16 protein-coding genes are annotated in these 15411 nt (G+C 43.2%); 15 read left to right on the top strand and 1 reads right to left on the bottom strand.

What is annotated here, in order from left to right; all coding sequences use genetic code 11:
* Window positions 1–3 precede the first annotated feature (3 nt).
* From qcrB to ACJA3J_RS11250, 5 genes are all read left to right on the top strand, one after another.
* On the top strand, window positions 4–678 hold the full coding sequence (gene qcrB / locus ACJA3J_RS11270) for a menaquinol-cytochrome c reductase cytochrome b subunit (RefSeq protein WP_035504929.1): 675 nt from the start codon (window positions 4–6) through the stop codon (window positions 676–678).
* Window positions 679–706: 28 nt separating this feature from the next.
* Window positions 707–1645, top strand: coding sequence for a menaquinol-cytochrome c reductase cytochrome b/c subunit (locus ACJA3J_RS11265; protein WP_115895306.1), 939 nt, complete (start codon window positions 707–709; stop codon window positions 1643–1645).
* An 81-nt stretch (window positions 1646–1726) separates the two neighbouring features.
* Window positions 1727–2302 carry a DUF1405 domain-containing protein gene (locus tag ACJA3J_RS11260; RefSeq protein ID WP_167356072.1) on the top strand — a complete coding sequence of 192 codons (576 nt, stop codon included), beginning with the start codon at window positions 1727–1729 and terminating at the stop codon, window positions 2300–2302.
* 54 nt (window positions 2303–2356) lie between these two features.
* Window positions 2357–3058: a hypothetical protein gene (locus ACJA3J_RS11255; protein ID WP_406944051.1), complete on the top strand. Its 702-nt coding sequence runs from the start codon at window positions 2357–2359 to the stop codon at window positions 3056–3058.
* 63 nt (window positions 3059–3121) lie between these two features.
* A complete protein-coding gene (locus ACJA3J_RS11250; RefSeq protein ID WP_089652564.1) occupies window positions 3122–3796 on the top strand; it encodes a zinc metallopeptidase in 675 nt (224 codons plus the stop codon).
* Window positions 3797–3860: 64 nt separating this feature from the next.
* On the opposite strand, the gene ACJA3J_RS11245 is transcribed toward ACJA3J_RS11250, so the two are convergent.
* Entirely contained in the window at window positions 3861–4733 is an 873-nt protein-coding gene (locus tag ACJA3J_RS11245; protein ID WP_406944050.1) for a YitT family protein, read from the bottom strand.
* A gap of 803 nt (window positions 4734–5536) precedes the next feature.
* Between ACJA3J_RS11245 and ACJA3J_RS11240 the strand changes: the two genes are divergently transcribed.
* The 10 genes from ACJA3J_RS11240 (at window position 5537) to dinG (ending at window position 15383) form a co-directional block, all read left to right on the top strand.
* Entirely contained in the window at window positions 5537–5878 is a 342-nt protein-coding gene (locus tag ACJA3J_RS11240) for a nucleotide pyrophosphohydrolase (protein WP_089652562.1), read from the top strand.
* Entirely contained in the window at window positions 5871–6671 is an 801-nt protein-coding gene (gene dapB, locus ACJA3J_RS11235) for a 4-hydroxy-tetrahydrodipicolinate reductase (RefSeq protein ID WP_406944049.1), read from the top strand. Before ACJA3J_RS11240 ends, dapB begins: the two co-directional genes overlap by 8 nt.
* Window positions 6672–6687: 16 nt before the next feature.
* The gene (locus ACJA3J_RS11230) at window positions 6688–7092 is read left to right on the top strand and encodes a methylglyoxal synthase (protein ID WP_089652560.1); all 405 of its coding nucleotides are present in this window, start codon (window positions 6688–6690) and stop codon (window positions 7090–7092) included.
* A 12-nt stretch (window positions 7093–7104) separates the two neighbouring features.
* Window positions 7105–8235 carry an N-acetyl-alpha-D-glucosaminyl L-malate synthase BshA gene (bshA, locus tag ACJA3J_RS11225; RefSeq protein ID WP_089652559.1) on the top strand — a complete coding sequence of 377 codons (1131 nt, stop codon included), beginning with the start codon at window positions 7105–7107 and terminating at the stop codon, window positions 8233–8235.
* A complete protein-coding gene (locus tag ACJA3J_RS11220) occupies window positions 8228–9430 on the top strand; it encodes a CCA tRNA nucleotidyltransferase (RefSeq protein WP_406944048.1) in 1203 nt (400 codons plus the stop codon). The genes bshA and ACJA3J_RS11220 overlap by 8 nt, the downstream gene beginning before the upstream one ends.
* Window positions 9406–10398: a biotin--[acetyl-CoA-carboxylase] ligase gene (locus ACJA3J_RS11215; protein ID WP_406944047.1), complete on the top strand. Its 993-nt coding sequence runs from the start codon at window positions 9406–9408 to the stop codon at window positions 10396–10398. The genes ACJA3J_RS11220 and ACJA3J_RS11215 overlap by 25 nt, the downstream gene beginning before the upstream one ends.
* Window positions 10391–11212: a 3-methyl-2-oxobutanoate hydroxymethyltransferase gene (gene panB, locus ACJA3J_RS11210; RefSeq protein WP_089652556.1), complete on the top strand. Its 822-nt coding sequence runs from the start codon at window positions 10391–10393 to the stop codon at window positions 11210–11212. The genes ACJA3J_RS11215 and panB overlap by 8 nt, the downstream gene beginning before the upstream one ends.
* 8 nt (window positions 11213–11220) lie before the next feature.
* Window positions 11221–12087, top strand: a complete 867-nt coding sequence (gene panC / locus ACJA3J_RS11205; RefSeq protein ID WP_406944046.1) for a pantoate--beta-alanine ligase — start codon at window positions 11221–11223, stop codon at window positions 12085–12087.
* Between the two features lie 21 nt (window positions 12088–12108).
* Window positions 12109–12498, top strand: a complete 390-nt coding sequence (panD, locus tag ACJA3J_RS11200; protein ID WP_406944045.1) for an aspartate 1-decarboxylase — start codon at window positions 12109–12111, stop codon at window positions 12496–12498.
* Between the two features lie 83 nt (window positions 12499–12581).
* Window positions 12582–15383: an ATP-dependent DNA helicase DinG gene (dinG, locus tag ACJA3J_RS11195; protein WP_089652553.1), complete on the top strand. Its 2802-nt coding sequence runs from the start codon at window positions 12582–12584 to the stop codon at window positions 15381–15383.
* Window positions 15384–15411 lie beyond the last annotated feature (28 nt).

Below are 15411 nucleotides of genomic sequence, written 5' to 3'. Positions count from 1 at the left end.
TACATGCTACAGAAAATTTACGACTGGGTGGACGAGCGTGTAGATATCACCCCGCTTTGGCGTGATATCGCTGATCACGAGGTTCCTGAACACGTAAACCCAGCACACCATTTTTCAGCATTTGTGTACTGTTTTGGTGGATTGACTTTCTTTGTAACGGTCATTCAAATCTTGTCAGGGATGTTCCTGACCATGTATTATGTGCCGGACATTGAAAACGCTTGGAAATCTGTTTATTACTTGCAACGAGAGGTTGCTTACGGTCAAATCGTCCGTGGTATGCACCACTGGGGAGCGAGTCTCGTCATCGTCATGTTATTCTTACATACGCTACGGGTATTCTTCCAGGGAGCTTACAAAAAGCCTCGTGAGTTGAACTGGGTCATTGGTGTACTCTTGTTCTTCGTCATGTTGGGACTTGGCTTCACAGGATACCTGCTACCATGGGATAACAAGGCTTACTTTGCGACTCAGGTCGGTCTTGAAATCGCTGCAGCAACACCATTTATCGGTGACCAAATTCGGACGTTACTAGCCGGAGATCCATCGATCGTTGGTGCACAAACGCTTACACGTTTCTTTGCTATTCACGTATTCTTCTTGCCGGCTGCACTTTTCGGATTGATGGCGTTCCACTTCATTTTAATCCGTAAACAAGGAATTTCCGGACCACTATAAAATGTATCGTTAAAAAGGAGGGAAAGCTGTGCATAGGGGAAAAGGGATGAAGTTCGTCGGTGATTCACGAATCACGGCTGAACGAAAAGCCAACTTACCAAAAGACTATTCGGAATACCCAGGCCGTACAGAAGCCTTCTGGCCTAACTTCTTGTTGAAGGAGTGGCTCGTAGGATCTGTCTTCTTGATTGGATTTCTTATTCTGACTGCTGCTCACCCATCACCACTTGAGCAACAGGCGGATCCGAACAACGCAGGTTATATTCCATTGCCGGACTGGTATTTCTTATTCTTGTATCAATTTCTAAAATATCAATTCGCAGGTGGAGATTACATCGTTCTCGGTGCCATCGTTATGCCAGGCCTAGCCTTCGGTGCTTTGCTGCTGGCTCCATTCCTGGATCGCGGGCCAGAACGTCGCCCTCATAAGCGTCCGATTGCTGTCGGATTGATGCTTTTAGGCTTTATCGCAACATTCTGGTTGACTTATGAGTCTGTTTCTCATGCTGATTATGAAATGCGTGCGGAAAAGTACGGAGTCAACGTGGAAGCGGTTGAATCAACGATCGATAAAGAACATCCTGGATATGCAGTTTATGAAGCGAACTGCTTGAGCTGTCACGGGGATGCTCTGCAAGGACAAGGAAACTATCCATCCTTGATTGATGCTGAATTGACTGTGGACCAAGTCAAAGATATTGCTGTAAACGGTGTCGGTGAGATGCCTTCAGGTATTTTTGGCGGAAGCGATGAAGAGCTTCAGCAACTTGCTGAATTCGTCGTTCAAGCTGGCGGCGGTGAAGCTGGTGGTGAAGGCGGAGAATCTTCCGGTGAAGGATCCGAAGGGGGATCTGAGGAAGGCTCTTCTGAAGAAGGATCTGAGGAGGGTTCTTCTGGTGAAGGTTCTGAAGAAGGATCTTCAGATGAAGGCTCCAGTGATTCAGAAGGTTCTGGATCTGAAGAGTAATTAGATACTTAATTCAATGTAGCCGCGCTTTTCAAAAGCGCGGCTACATTTGTATTGGAGGTACGAGGTAACATGAAACAAATGATCACCTACCTATTGACTAACCGATCATTTTTAATCATGCTTTTCTTCATTAATTTATTTGGAACCATTTACGGATACATATGGTATGAACCTCAGCTTTCTGTGACCGAACCTATATTTCTGCTGTTCGTTCCTGATAGCCCGACAGCCAGTTTGTTCTTTACTATATTCCTGGGGTTTTATATTTTTGGAAAAAATGTTCCCTACATAGAAGCACTTGCCATCATTACCCTTTTAAAATATGGAGTATGGGCAGTCGTTATGAACGGTTTGACTTTATTAGAATATGGATCGCTTCCATGGACCGGTTATATGTTAATTTTTTCACATGGAGCTATGGCTGTTCAAGGGCTTCTGTATGCTCCTTTTTATAAAATAGAAATGAGGCATATTGCCGTTGCTGCCGTATGGACGCTTCACAATGATGTGATTGATTATGTATTCGGTCAAATGCCTGTGTATCCAGCTATTGTAGAGTATATGGACGAAATCGGATATTTTACATTTTGGCTTAGTATCGGATGTATTCTTTGTGCCTACGTCTTATCTGTAAAAAGAAAATACCCAGTCTAAATTTCCTTTCCTTCTCATAAAATGAAATAATACTTGTGAGAGGGGAGAAGTGAAATGGGACGTGCCGTGTTATTGTTCATTTGTTCCCTTATTTTCACACTCGTACCATCGGGCCTTTTACATTCATGGTCGGAGGGACCTTCTGATTGGGAAGCTTTTGCATCACAATACCGCCGGTTAGCTGCTGATGAAAAGTTTGACCTTGCTGAGCGGCTTTGGAATAGTAAATATGCGGAAATGGAACAATATGTCCAAACCCTGCCGGATCACCATAAAGAAACATGGACACACCTCGACCTCTATAGTTCAACAGATGAGCTTGAAGAAACCAAGTGGGAGGAGGGGCTCCTTACTTTTCTCGAAGTTACTTCGTCCGAAAATCCCTATCCCGTCATAGCAGAAAAGCTGGAGCATTTTTCAGACCGTTCTGTTTCTTCTGTTCCTCTTGAAGACATCGAAGAGGAGTGGAACTTGATACGTCCTGTTGTTAAGAATTATGTAGACGGGGCAAAAATGAAAGAAGCCAATCAAGCGCTGCATGAATTATCGGTTATTGATTCTATTACTGGTCGGGAAAAGTTCAGTGGAAAAATTACAGAGCTCGTCAAAGGAAAGTCCCAGCAAGACTGGAATGCTTTCTTATCGACAGCCATTTTTATAGGTGGCGCGATATTAGTTACATTGCTTTATGTTGGCGCAATCAATTATAGAGAAAGTTCGAAAAATAGACACAGAATGAAGAGTGGTCATAGTTGATTTTTCATGCATTTTTGACTAAAATTGACCTATATACTCACATCCAAGATGGAGGAATGAAAGATGAGTTTTATTATTTACTTTGCGCTAATATTGATTATTCCACTGTGGGCGCAATCAAAGGTGAAAAGCACCTACAAAAAATATTCAAAAGTTCCAACATCATCTGCCATGTCAGGAGCAGAAGTAGCTAGAAAAATTCTTGATGACAATGGATTATACAATGTTGCTGTAGAAGAAGTCCGTGGACATTTAACGGATCATTATGACCCTCGTTCGAAAGTGATCCGTCTTTCAACAGATATTTACCATGGTCGGTCAACAGCAGGAGCTGCTGTTGCCGCACACGAAGTCGGTCACGCGATTCAAGATGCACAGGATTACGCATTTTTACGCTTCCGAAGTGCTCTTGTTCCCGTTGCGAGTTTCGGTTCTAACATTTCCATCTTCCTTATTATCGGTGGATTTCTACTTGGAATGGCAGGACTTGCTCTGGCAGGAATTGTATTCTTCGCGGCTGCTGTGTTGTTCCAATTGATCACGTTGCCTGTTGAATTCGATGCTTCAAACCGCGCGATGAGCCAGTTGGTTTCAACCGGAGTCATCCGTAATGATGAAGAGCGCAAAACGAAGAAAGTGTTGAACGCTGCAGCGATGACTTACGTTGCCGGTGCTCTCGTTGCACTTGCTGAATTGCTGCGTTTTGTATTCATGTTCGTTGGCATGAATGAAGAGTAAATAAGAAAAACCGATCCTTGTAGTAGGATCGGTTTTTTCATTGAGATTATTTTCATTTAAAAATTTAGTCGATAGGGTTTTTGTTCTCATCAAGAGTGAAGCCTTCGCCCATCACATCATGTACATGACTAACGGCGACAAATGCATGAGGATCAATATGGTCGATAATTGACTTGAGTCTTACAATTTCATTTTTTCCGATTACGCAATAAAGCACATCCCTCTTCGAACCAGAAAAGGAACCTCTTCCTTCGAGCACGGTTACGCCTCGATCCATCTCCTCCATCACGCGCTTTGAGATTTCTTCACTCTTCTCAGAAATGATTGTGGTACCTCTTGCGGCATATGCCCCTTCTTGGATGAAGTCTATGACTCTTGCTCCGACAAACACAGCTACCAATGTGTACATACCTCTTGTGTATTCGAGATATGTAATAATGGATACAAAAATGACAAGGGCATCAAAGAGGAACATGGCTCTTCCCATACTCCAGCCAAGATACTTATTGATAAGACGGGCGATAATATCGACTCCACCTGTCGTCCCACCGTACCGGAAAATAATGCCCAGCCCTACGCCAATGAACACTCCTGCGAACAGGGCAGCCAATGTAAGATCATCGGCCAGGTTGAATTCAATCATATAGTTTTGAGAAACTGAAATGAAAACGGAGACGGCAAGGATGCCGATTAAGGAATAAAAAAATGTGGTACGACCAAGTATCTTCCATCCGATGATGAGGACCGGAATATTGAGCACAATATTCATAATGGCCGGATCCCATTCAAATAGGTATAAGAGCAGCAAGGTAATTCCAGTAAATCCGCCTTCTCCTAATTCATTTTGAATGTTGAAATGGACAAGTCCGAAAGAAAAGATAGCGGATCCGATTAAGATCCATATGATATTTTTCAAGCGTAGTCCGAAGATTTTCATATGTACACCTCCAATATTTAATCACACGACTTCAATTATAGATAATTCAAGCGATTGCGGCAATAACATCATTTTTCTATTTGGATTTTGCTTAAGGTTAGTATTGATTATTCATAAGGAAGTTATTGAAGTATATGGCAGGGTTCTGGAAGGCTTGATTTCGAGACTTTTGTGTAAGTGGATGGGGCGGAGGGGAATGAGTCGCTTTCCGCAGGAGCGCGCCTGAGCCACTTCGGACTACGTCCTGCGGGGTCTCACCAAGCACTCTTTTTCTCTTAAATATCCGGTTCCGGCGCCTAGCGACTAGTGAGACTCCCCTCGCTTCTGTACGATAAGTCAGCATCGAAACACTCCGTTCTTCGTGTTTCCTTTATCTCCGCCAGCTCAGTCCAGTCCAAACGCCGCTGACCGAGGCGCCTCCACACTTAAAACCGCTTTTTCCTATAATACAGAGATGGTTGAAGACATCCCATCTTGGTCTAGGGGTTCGTTTGTCTCCGATATCAAATGGGGTGGTTGGGAAGCTGCGAGACTCCCGTGGGAATGGATTGGCTAGCGAGACCCCACAGAGCGAAGCTCGAGGAGGCTTGCCGTCATCCCCACAGGAAAGCGAGTAGCTTCCCAACCACCCCTGACTCCCAATATGGTAAACGAACCCCGTTTATCTCCAAAAGGAGTCTTCCACAATCGGAAGCTTATATAAAATAATCAATAATTTTTAAAGGTTTAAACTAAAAAATTTGTCAAATGGCGGCCTTTTGGCTAACATTTAGAGAGAGTCCTTAAAGAAGCGAGGGTTTTTAATGAACTACACGACAAAAGATATCCAACAAAGAGTGGATGAGTACATATCGCAATTTAAAGAAGGTTATTTTTCTCCTCTTAGTCTTCAGGCACGGTTGACAGAAGAAGTGGGAGAGATGGCAAGAGAAATCAACCATCGATATGGGGAGAAACCCAAAAAGAGTACGGAAAAAGATAAAGCTCTTGAAGAAGAGCTTGGCGATGTTATTTTCGTCCTTACATGTTTTGCAAATTCACTGGACATCGATCTCTCTGATGCTTTTGAACAATCCATGAGTAAAATTGAGACGAGAGACAAAGATCGCTGGACACGTAAAGAAGGAGGAACGAATAGTGAGTAATATTAAAGTGATTGTCGCAGGCCCGCGTGGTAAAATGGGCAAAGAAGCATTAAAAATGATCGATAATCAATCCACGCTTACACTTGTGGCTTGTATTGATCGAAAGCACGAAGGAATGACTGTGAAAGAACTGGATGGTTTTCCTGATATGGAAGCGGTCATCTATACGGATGCTGCCACATGTCTGAGTGAAGTCGAAGCTGATGTTCTGATTGATTTGACGACACCTGAGAATGGGTACAAACATACAAAGCTTGCTATTGAAAACGGCGTCAGACCCGTCGTTGGTACTACAGGATTTTCAGAAGATGAACTATCCGAGTTGACTACCCTGGCATCGGAACGAGGGATCGGGACCATCATTGCTCCTAACTTCGCTATCGGGGCTGTTCTCATGATGCAATTTTCAAAGTGGGCAGCCAAACATTTTCCGGATGTGGAAATCATCGAAAAGCATCATGATGAAAAGCTTGATGCTCCTTCAGGGACCGCACTTAAAACCGCTGAGTTAATTAAAGAGGTTCGCCATCCTCATAAACAAGGACACGAATCAGAAACCGAAACGCTTGAAGGTGCCCGCGGGGCGGATGTTGATGGAATGAAAATTCACAGTATGAGGCTTCCGGGTCTTGTGGCTCACCAGGAAGTCATCTTTGGTGGACACGGCGAAACACTGACTGTAAAACATGACTCCATTCATCGTGAATCATTTATGAGCGGGGTGAAACTTGCTGCAGAACGTGTGATGGAACTTGACGTCCTCGTTTATGGTCTTGAACACATACTTGACTAACAGGGAGAGGTTTACAATGAATATCGCATTGATTGCGCACGATAAAAAGAAAGAAGATATCATCCGTTTTGCGAAAAAATATCATTCCATCTTATCGAAGCACCAATTGTTTGCTACAGGTACGACAGGGATGAGAATCGCAGACGAAGCAGACTTGAAAGTGACAAGGTTTCAATCCGGGCCGCTCGGCGGCGATCAACAAATCGGAGCTAAAATTGCAAGTGAAGAGATGCATATGGTTGTCTTTTTCCGTGATCCGCTTACAGCACAGCCACATGAACCTGATATTAGTGCTTTGCTGAGGTTATGTGATGTTCATCAAATCCCTGTAGCGACTAACCAAGCAATGGCAGATATTATGATTCAGGCCTTGGATCATGGAGATTTCGATTGGAAAGGCATCATTGAAATGAACAGATAACAGGAGTGATCGATTATGGCTAAAATAGGTATCACTTGTTACCCGACCGTAGGGGGATCAGGTGTCATTGCTACAGAGCTTGGGAAGTTGCTGGCAGAGAAAGGGCATGAAATCCATTTTGTGGCATCTCAAGTCCCCTTCCGTCTGAACCGTGTATATCCGAATATTTATTATCATGAAGTGGAAGTCAGTAATTATCCAGTATTCCAGCACCCCCCTTATGACCTAGCTCTCGCAGCTAAGATGGCAGATGTAATTAATAGAGAGGAATTGGATATTCTCCATGTCCATTATGCGATGCCACATGCCATTTGTGCGATTTTAGCCAAGCAAATGTGTGAACGTGATGTAAAAATTATTACGACGCTTCATGGAACAGATATTACTGTCCTGGGCATAGATTCCAGTCTTAAACAAATGATTCGGTTTGGGATCGAACAGTCGGACAGAGTCACGGCTGTCTCGCAAAGCCTTGTTGACCAAACGAAAGAAATGTTACATACAGACCGGTCCATTGACGTCATCTATAATTTTGTAGATGAAAGGGAGTATTATCGTAAAGATGAACAACGTCTTAAGGAGCACTATGGAATTCATGAAGAAGATGCGGTACTCATCCACATTTCTAATTTCCGAAGAGTAAAAAGAGTGACAGATGTCATCAAAACCTTTGCAGCTGTCGCAGAGCAAATGCCGGCGAAGTTGTTGCTGGTTGGAGACGGTCCGGAATATTCCGAATGTCATCAACTTGTTCAACAGCTAGGGTTAGATGATCGCGTCCTCTTTTTAGGAAAGCAGGAAAACGTTAGTGAACTCCTTTCTATTTCAGATTTGAAATTATTGTTATCTGAGAAAGAAAGTTTTGGACTTGTCCTTCTTGAAGCCATGGCGTGCGGCGTGCCTTGTATCGGAACAAATATCGGAGGGATCCCAGAAGTTATCGATCATGGGGAAACCGGTTTTATCGCAGAACTTGGAAATGTTGAACAAATTTCCTACTTCGCCACAAAAGTATTAGAGGATAAGGATCTGCATCAAACGATGGCTGAACGATCGAAAAGAGTCGTTCATGATAAGTTCGCAACAAACACAATCCTTAGACAGTACGAAACTCTTTATGAACAGGTGTTGAATCATGAGTAATCACGAAGTATTCGAACCTGCCTTTGAAGTAATTCAAAAGATTGAGGAAGCTGGGGGCGAAGCTTACATCGTCGGTGGTGCTGTTCGTGACTATTTAAGCGGCATACCTGTCAATGATATCGATATTGCTACTTCAGAAACCCCTGAACGGATCCAGGAAATATTTGAAAAAGTCATCCCTGTAGGAATTGAGCATGGCACCGTGATCGTGCGCCATCGTTCTGTTTCATACGAAGTTACGACATATCGTGTAGAAGAAGGTTATGAAGACTACCGTCATCCAGATGAGGTGACCTTCGTCCGGGATATCACCCTTGATTTGGCGCGAAGAGACTTTACGATTAATGCAATCGCTATGAGTAGAAACGGCAACCTTATTGATCCTTACCACGGACATGATGCAATACGCAAGGAAAGGATTGAAGCTGTTGGTCAGCCAGCTGAGCGTTTTCAAGAAGATCCGTTACGAATGATGAGAGCTGTCAGGTTTGCCAGCCAACTTTCATTTCATATTGAAAAGAAGACAGAAGAAGCATTGAATCGCTTGTCTCATTTACTTCAATACATTTCCATTGAAAGAATTGCAGTGGAAACGGAGAAAATTTTCAGAGGCTCGGATTATGCATTAGGATTACACTTACTGCATACGACAGGGTTGAAGAATCATCTGCCAATTCTTAAAGACTTGGACATCCATAGAAATGTGCCGAATTCACCTCTAGTTGGATGGCATGAGATTATCGCTTTTTATGTGTTACAATTTCCACAGTTATCAGCAGAAAATTTCATGAAGTCATGGAAACTTTCAAAGGATACAAAGAAAAAAACAATTCAGTTATTGTACGCCTATAAACAGTATGAAATAGAGAAGAATGTGACAGCATGGCTTGTTTATCAATTAGATGAAGAACTCTTCCCATCGTTCTCTAGATTGTTCTCTGCTTTACACCAAGAAGATGTAAACTTGGACAAGACTTTGATGGAGATGAAAGAACGGCTTCCTATTGTTGACAAAAGGGAGCTGACTTTCCAAGCCAAAGACCTTCTGCAATTGTTCTCAGATTTACCGAAAGGTTCATGGATCTCAGAATGGATGGATACGATTGAACACCATGTGGTCACAGGGGAAATGGAAAACGATTATGAAAAGATAAAGGAGTGGGTGAGGGAATGGAATCCACCCGCAAGGAATTAATCCAGTTACTCAATAACGTAGAGGGCCATATATCAGGCCAGGAACTTTCCGACCAGCTGGGAATATCAAGGACAGCCGTCTGGAAGCATATGAACGAATTAAAGAAGGACGGATATGAAATTGAGGCCGTCCAACGTAAAGGTTATAAAATTTTGTCTTCCCCCGATAAGATCAGTGAGAACACTCTCAGATGGGGGCTGGATACAAAATGGATCGGTCATGAATTGCATCATTACGACCAGGTAGAATCCACCCAGGAAATTGTGCATCAGCTTGCCAAACAGGGAAAACCGCATGGAACTGTAGTCATTGCAGATGAGCAAGTGAAAGGAAAAGGGCGAATGTCGAGAAATTGGGATTCACCGAAAGGAAAGGGGATATGGATGAGTGTCCTCTTACGCCCGCATCTACCTCCTGTGCAAGCACCTCAAATCACTCTCCTGGCAGCAACCGTATTAGCAAGGATGATTGCAGAAAGGTCTGCGTTGGCTCCGCAAATCAAATGGCCGAATGATTTATTAATTAATCATAAGAAGGTATCAGGAATTCTTACCGAAATGCAAGCGGAACAAGATACCATCCAATATATTGTGCTGGGTATGGGAATGAACGTAAACCAAGAAGATCGTGAAATCCCTGCAGATATTAAATACAAAGCTTCTTCACTGAAAATCGAATCCAGACAGCATTGGAATATTCAACATACGGTTCAGCACATTCTCCGTCTTTTTGAAGAAACGTATGAACGGTTTGAGGCCCATGGGTTTTCATCCATTAAAAAAGATTGGGAGCACTTCGGATACAAAATTGGCGAAGAAGTGACCATATCTACAATGAAAAAAACGTGGCAAGCGACCCTTATAGGAATTGAGCCTGATGGAGCTTTGCGCGCGAAAAGCAAAGACGGAGAAGAAGAGAAACTATATTCAGCGGAAATTCATTGGGGAGAGGGAGGATATCATGCGTAATAAGGCACAGTTCCTGCGTATGAAGCATGACAAAGATAAAATCGTCATGATCACAAGTTATGATTATCCATCAGCGAAAATGTCAGAGGAAGCGAATGTTGATATGATTCTCATCGGAGACAGCTTGGGAATGACGGTACTTGGTTATGACTCAACGATCCCGGTGACGATGGAGGATATGATCCACCATGGAAAAGCGGTCTATCGTGGTGCACCTGACACATTCAAAGTCATTGATATGCCCTTCATGTCCTATCATATTTCCACAGAGGACACCTTGAAAAATGCGCGTAGACTCTATCAGGAAACAGGTGCTCAAGCATTAAAGCTTGAAGGGAGCGGTGAAGTCTCTGAAGTGATGAAAAAGCTTGTCCATGCCGGGATTCCTGTGGTCGGTCATATCGGTTTAACTCCGCAATCGGTCAACGTTCTCGGGGGTTACAAGGTTCAGGGGAAGGATCAGGGGTCAGCGGAACGACTCATCGAAGAAGCGCTTGAAATCGAAGCGGCAGGTGCAATGGCTCTTGTTCTTGAATGCGTTCCTAGGCAATTAGCAGAGCAAATTACAAACCGGTTGTCTATCCCTACGATTGGGATCGGTGCCGGGGCAGAGTGCGATGGTCAGGTTCTCGTCTACCACGATATTCTAAAGTATGGGGTTGATCGATTACCGAAGTTCGTAAAGCCTTATATCGATAGCAACCATCTTCTAGGAGAAGCGGTGCAATCTTATGTAAAAGAAGTGAAGATGAAGGCTTTTCCGGAAGAATCCCACACATTTACTATGAACCTTAATGAACTGCCAGAGGAGTAAGGTGAAAAATGGAAGTACTAAGAGAAATTGATCAAGTGAACACATTGATTTCCGAGTGGACGAAGAATGGGGAGACCATTGGATTCGTTCCAACGATGGGCTACCTTCATGAAGGGCATATCCGCCTTATTAAAGAAGCAAAGAAGGAAAATGATAAAGTGATTCTCAGCATTTTCGTGAACCCTCTGCAATTTGGGGAGGGGGAAGATTTGGATACATACCCTCGTGATGAGGAACATGATCGAAAGGCAGCAAAAGAAAACGGTGTTGATCTTGTTTTTCTTCCTACCAATGAAACGATGTATCCGCAGTCATTATCCGTGAATATGACGGTTACCAAACGGACGAATGTTTTGTGTGGAAAGAGCCGTCCAGGCCACTTTGATGGGGTAGTTACCGTCCTCACTAAGTTATTCAATATTACAAGACCTGACAACGTCTACTTCGGAATGAAGGATGCACAACAAGTAGCTGTCGTAGATGCGTTGATCAAAGATTATAATATGCCTGTCAATCTCATCCCTGTCCCTACGGTAAGAGAGGAAGACGGTCTTGCGAAAAGCAGTAGAAATGTCCGTCTCTCCGATCAGGAACGAAGAGAGGCTCCGTCCATACAGGAAGCGCTCCAGTATGGCAGGAGACTTGTCATGGAAGGACAAAGGTCCAAAGAATTTATCATTGAGGCGACAGAGAAGTTTCTTGAACAGAAAACTCGTGGTAAGATAGATTATATTGAATTATTATCTTATCCTGAGTTAGAATTTATAGAGAAGATCGATCGTCCTGTGATTCTCGCTGCGGCTGTATTTTATGACAAGGTGAGGTTGATTGACAATGTCGTTTTCGATCATGAAGGACATGTCATCTATGGGTGATCGTCAAGGAGGTCATTTCATATGTTACGTACAATGATGAAAGCAAAAATACACCGGGCGCGCGTAACTGAAGCGAATTTGAACTATGTTGGAAGTGTGACGATCGATCAGGATTTGCTTGATCAAGTCGGTATACTTCCCCATGAAAAAGTGCAGATTGTCAACAATAATAATGGTGAACGTCTTGAGACCTATGTGATTGCTGGTGAGCGTGGGAGTGGTGTTATCTGCCTGAATGGTGCAGCGGCCCGCCGTGTACAGCCGGATGATATTATCATTATTGTTTCCTATGCGATGCTTAATGAAGAGGAACTTGAAGAATTTCGTCCAAAGATTGCCCTGATGTATGAGAATAACAAGGTTGAGAAAATCATCGAGGAAGAACCACCTTTACAAGCATTGCCATTATAAGAAGTGACTAGCGAGTGAAGAAAGGATCTATGCCACGGTCTTAGGCAAGGTCCTTCCTTTTTGTTGTGAAAGTAGGGATGAACATGAAAAGATTTGCAATTGTGGATTTAGAGACAACAGGAAATGCGGCTTCAAAAGGGGATCGCATCATAGAAATCGGTGTCGTTGTTATGGAGGAAAATGGGACCATAGTGGAAGAGTTTTCTTCCCTTGTTTATCCAGAAAAAGAGATCCCTCCGTTTATTCGGTCATTAACCGGAATTGAAAATGACGATGTTTTAGATGCACCGCTCTTTTCTGAAATTGTAGGGGATGTCTATCCTCTGTTTCAACATGCTTACATTGTGGCGCATAACATCGAATTCGATCTGGGTTTTCTAAATGATGAATTGGTACGGTGCGGTTATCAACCTTTACATAATCCGATTATTGATACCGTGGAATTCGCACGCATTCTTATGCCGACTTCTCCTACTTTCAAGCTGGGACAGCTAGCAGAACGGTTAGAGATGGGCCATGATCGACCACACCGAGCATTGTCAGACGCTCAAGTAACCGCTGATTTGCTCCTTTATTTATTGAAAGAACTTCAGCGTCTCCCAGAGCGCACGATCCAGCATCTGTTAAAAATCGAAGGGAAATTGAAAAGTGATTTCAGAGAGTTCTTTCTGAAGTATTTGGAGGAAAAGCGGTATGGCAGCAACAACGAATCTGATGTGATGCTTAAGCACGGGATTGCCGTCCGTAAGCAAGTGCCGGACCGTGCACCTAAAACCATTCAACTTCCACCGTTCAATACGTGGAAAACGCAAGTGTTTGAAGGAGAAAATGGCCTTGGGAGTCTGCTTCCTGATTATGAAATCCGCAAAGGACAGCAGGATATGACAGCAAGTGTCAAGCAAGCTCTTGAAGAGAACAATCATGCGATATTAGAAGCAGGTGCTGGAACGGGCAAGTCAGTCGCTTACCTACTATCCGCAGCTTTCCAGGCTATGGAAAGTGGAAAACGTGTCGTCATTTCCACCCACACGACGAGTCTGCAAAAACAATTGCTGGAAGAAGAAATACCTAAGGTCGAGCGGATGTTTCCCCGCCCGATTAAGGCTGTACTTTATAAAGGGAAATCTCATTATATTAGTTTAATTCACTTCCATTATGAGCTTGAGAGGTCGTATCAAGATAATTATGATATTGCACTGACAAAGGCGATGATTCTCGTTTGGTTGACCATAACCCGTACGGGGGACGTGGATGAAATTCAACTTCCGTCAAATGGCAGACAATTTTGGCATAAAGTATCATCTGAACAGTCAAGCAAAACCGTAAGGCTCGGTATTACTGACGACAGCTTTTTCCAATGGGCCCAGGAGAAGGCGGCTCAAGCGGACCTAGTGATTACAAATCACGCTCTTCTTTGCATGGATATAATGAAAGAGGAATCAGCCCTGCCGGATTATGAGCATGTAATTATTGACGAAGCTCATCATTTGGAAGCAGTGGCTAGTCGGTACTTTGGAGTACGAATGAATTATCGTGAACTTCAACGGCATTTGACCCAATTTGGAGAGATCTTTCATAAGAGTCTTTATAAGGAATGGTCTTTGCAGGAAGATTTTTATATGAACCTGATGAGAGGCCAACAATCTATTGATGAGGCGAAGGAAGAACTGAGTCATCTTTCGCGTTATATTTATCAAAGTGTCAAAAAGCAGAAGAGGTTTGGGAAAGGGAAGAGTGATGTTGGACGTACCCAGCTTCTGTTAAAACCTGGAGAGATGCCGGCATTCATTGACACAGCTAAAGAAATGTCCCATCGTTTCTTAGCTATGATAAAAAAATTGATTGTCCACATGGGAAGAATGGAAGAACAACTGAGAATGCAGCTTGCAGTTAGAGAAGACTACAGTATTCCCATTCTTCTCTCCCGGTTGAACAATCAAATGGATGTATGCCAACAGATTCGCTCCCAGCTCATTCATTATTTTGATTTCACAAGAGAAGAAGAAGTGAAATGGGTGGAAATTGAAGGAGAAGGAGCCGTAAACGCGATCTATTTATTCAGTGAACCTTACGATGTCGCTCACCTTCTCGAACAACGGCTTTTTAGTAGAAAGCGTAGTGCAATTTTGACGAGTGCCACTTTATCAACAGATGGTTCTTTCGAGTACATTCGAAAGTCCTTGGGGTTAAAAGATTTTGCCAATACCATAGAAGCTGTCATTCCATCTCCTTATCAGTTTAAGGAGCAGGTCCAGCTTATGGTACCGAATGATTTCCCAAACATAAAAAATGATCCCGACTCGTTTGTTGAAGCGCTTAGTGAAGCCATTTATTCTGTTGCTGAAGTGACAAAAGGGAGAATGCTTGTTTTATTTACTTCTTATGAAATGCTTCGTCAAACCTACACACTTCTAAAAGAGTTTATTGACCCAGAAGAGTTCATGGTTTTCGCACAAGGCGTATCAAGTGGAAGTAGAGATCGTTTGAAAAAAAACTTTCAAGCGTTCGATCAGGCTATTCTCTTAGGGACGAGTTCTTTCTGGGAAGGTGTGGACATACCTGGAGAGGATCTCTCCTGTCTAATGATGGTCCGTTTACCTTTTCAACCACCAGATCAGCCTATACAATCGATGAGGAACGAACGATTGCAAAAAGAAGGGAAAAATTCCTTTATGGAGAAATCCCTGCCTCATGCAATCATTCGGTTCAAACAAGGTTTTGGAAGATTAATTCGAAGCAGTTCTGATCGAGGAGTCGTCTTTATTTGTGATCAACGGTTGATAGAGGCAAGGTATGGGAAATACTTCCTGAATTCCTTACCAGAAGTCCCCGTATCTTATGAGTCCACCCGTCAATTGATTAATAAGATTGAAAAATGGCTCTGACGCTAGCGCATTGGACTAGACGAACCTG

Source organism: Halobacillus sp. SY10 (genome assembly GCF_045401165.1).
In the GTDB taxonomy this organism is placed as follows: Bacteria; Bacillota; Bacilli; order Bacillales; family Halobacillaceae; genus Halobacillus; species Halobacillus aidingensis.
The sequence above is the reverse complement of the archived record's forward strand: the minus strand, read 5'-3'. Positions and strand labels throughout refer to the sequence as shown.

What these genes read in the sequence shown, in the direction of transcription:
- ACJA3J_RS11260 (WP_167356072.1), top strand. Translation starts at nt 1,727, where the DNA reads ATGATCACCTACCTATTGACTAACCGATCATTTTTAATCATGCTTTTC.
- panB (WP_089652556.1), top strand. Translation starts at nt 10,391, where the DNA reads ATGCGTAATAAGGCACAGTTCCTGCGTATGAAGCATGACAAAGATAAA.
- qcrB (WP_035504929.1), top strand. Translation starts at nt 4, where the DNA reads ATGCTACAGAAAATTTACGACTGGGTGGACGAGCGTGTAGATATCACC.
- ACJA3J_RS11245 (WP_406944050.1), bottom strand. Translation starts at nt 4,733, where the DNA reads ATGAAAATCTTCGGACTACGCTTGAAAAATATCATATGGATCTTAATC.
- ACJA3J_RS11220 (WP_406944048.1), top strand. Translation starts at nt 8,228, where the DNA reads ATGAGTAATCACGAAGTATTCGAACCTGCCTTTGAAGTAATTCAAAAG.
- ACJA3J_RS11250 (WP_089652564.1), top strand. Translation starts at nt 3,122, where the DNA reads ATGAGTTTTATTATTTACTTTGCGCTAATATTGATTATTCCACTGTGG.
- ACJA3J_RS11230 (WP_089652560.1), top strand. Translation starts at nt 6,688, where the DNA reads ATGAATATCGCATTGATTGCGCACGATAAAAAGAAAGAAGATATCATC.
- panD (WP_406944045.1), top strand. Translation starts at nt 12,109, where the DNA reads ATGTTACGTACAATGATGAAAGCAAAAATACACCGGGCGCGCGTAACT.
- ACJA3J_RS11240 (WP_089652562.1), top strand. Translation starts at nt 5,537, where the DNA reads ATGAACTACACGACAAAAGATATCCAACAAAGAGTGGATGAGTACATA.
- panC (WP_406944046.1), top strand. Translation starts at nt 11,221, where the DNA reads ATGGAAGTACTAAGAGAAATTGATCAAGTGAACACATTGATTTCCGAG.
- ACJA3J_RS11255 (WP_406944051.1), top strand. Translation starts at nt 2,357, where the DNA reads ATGGGACGTGCCGTGTTATTGTTCATTTGTTCCCTTATTTTCACACTC.
- dinG (WP_089652553.1), top strand. Translation starts at nt 12,582, where the DNA reads ATGAAAAGATTTGCAATTGTGGATTTAGAGACAACAGGAAATGCGGCT.
- ACJA3J_RS11215 (WP_406944047.1), top strand. Translation starts at nt 9,406, where the DNA reads ATGGAATCCACCCGCAAGGAATTAATCCAGTTACTCAATAACGTAGAG.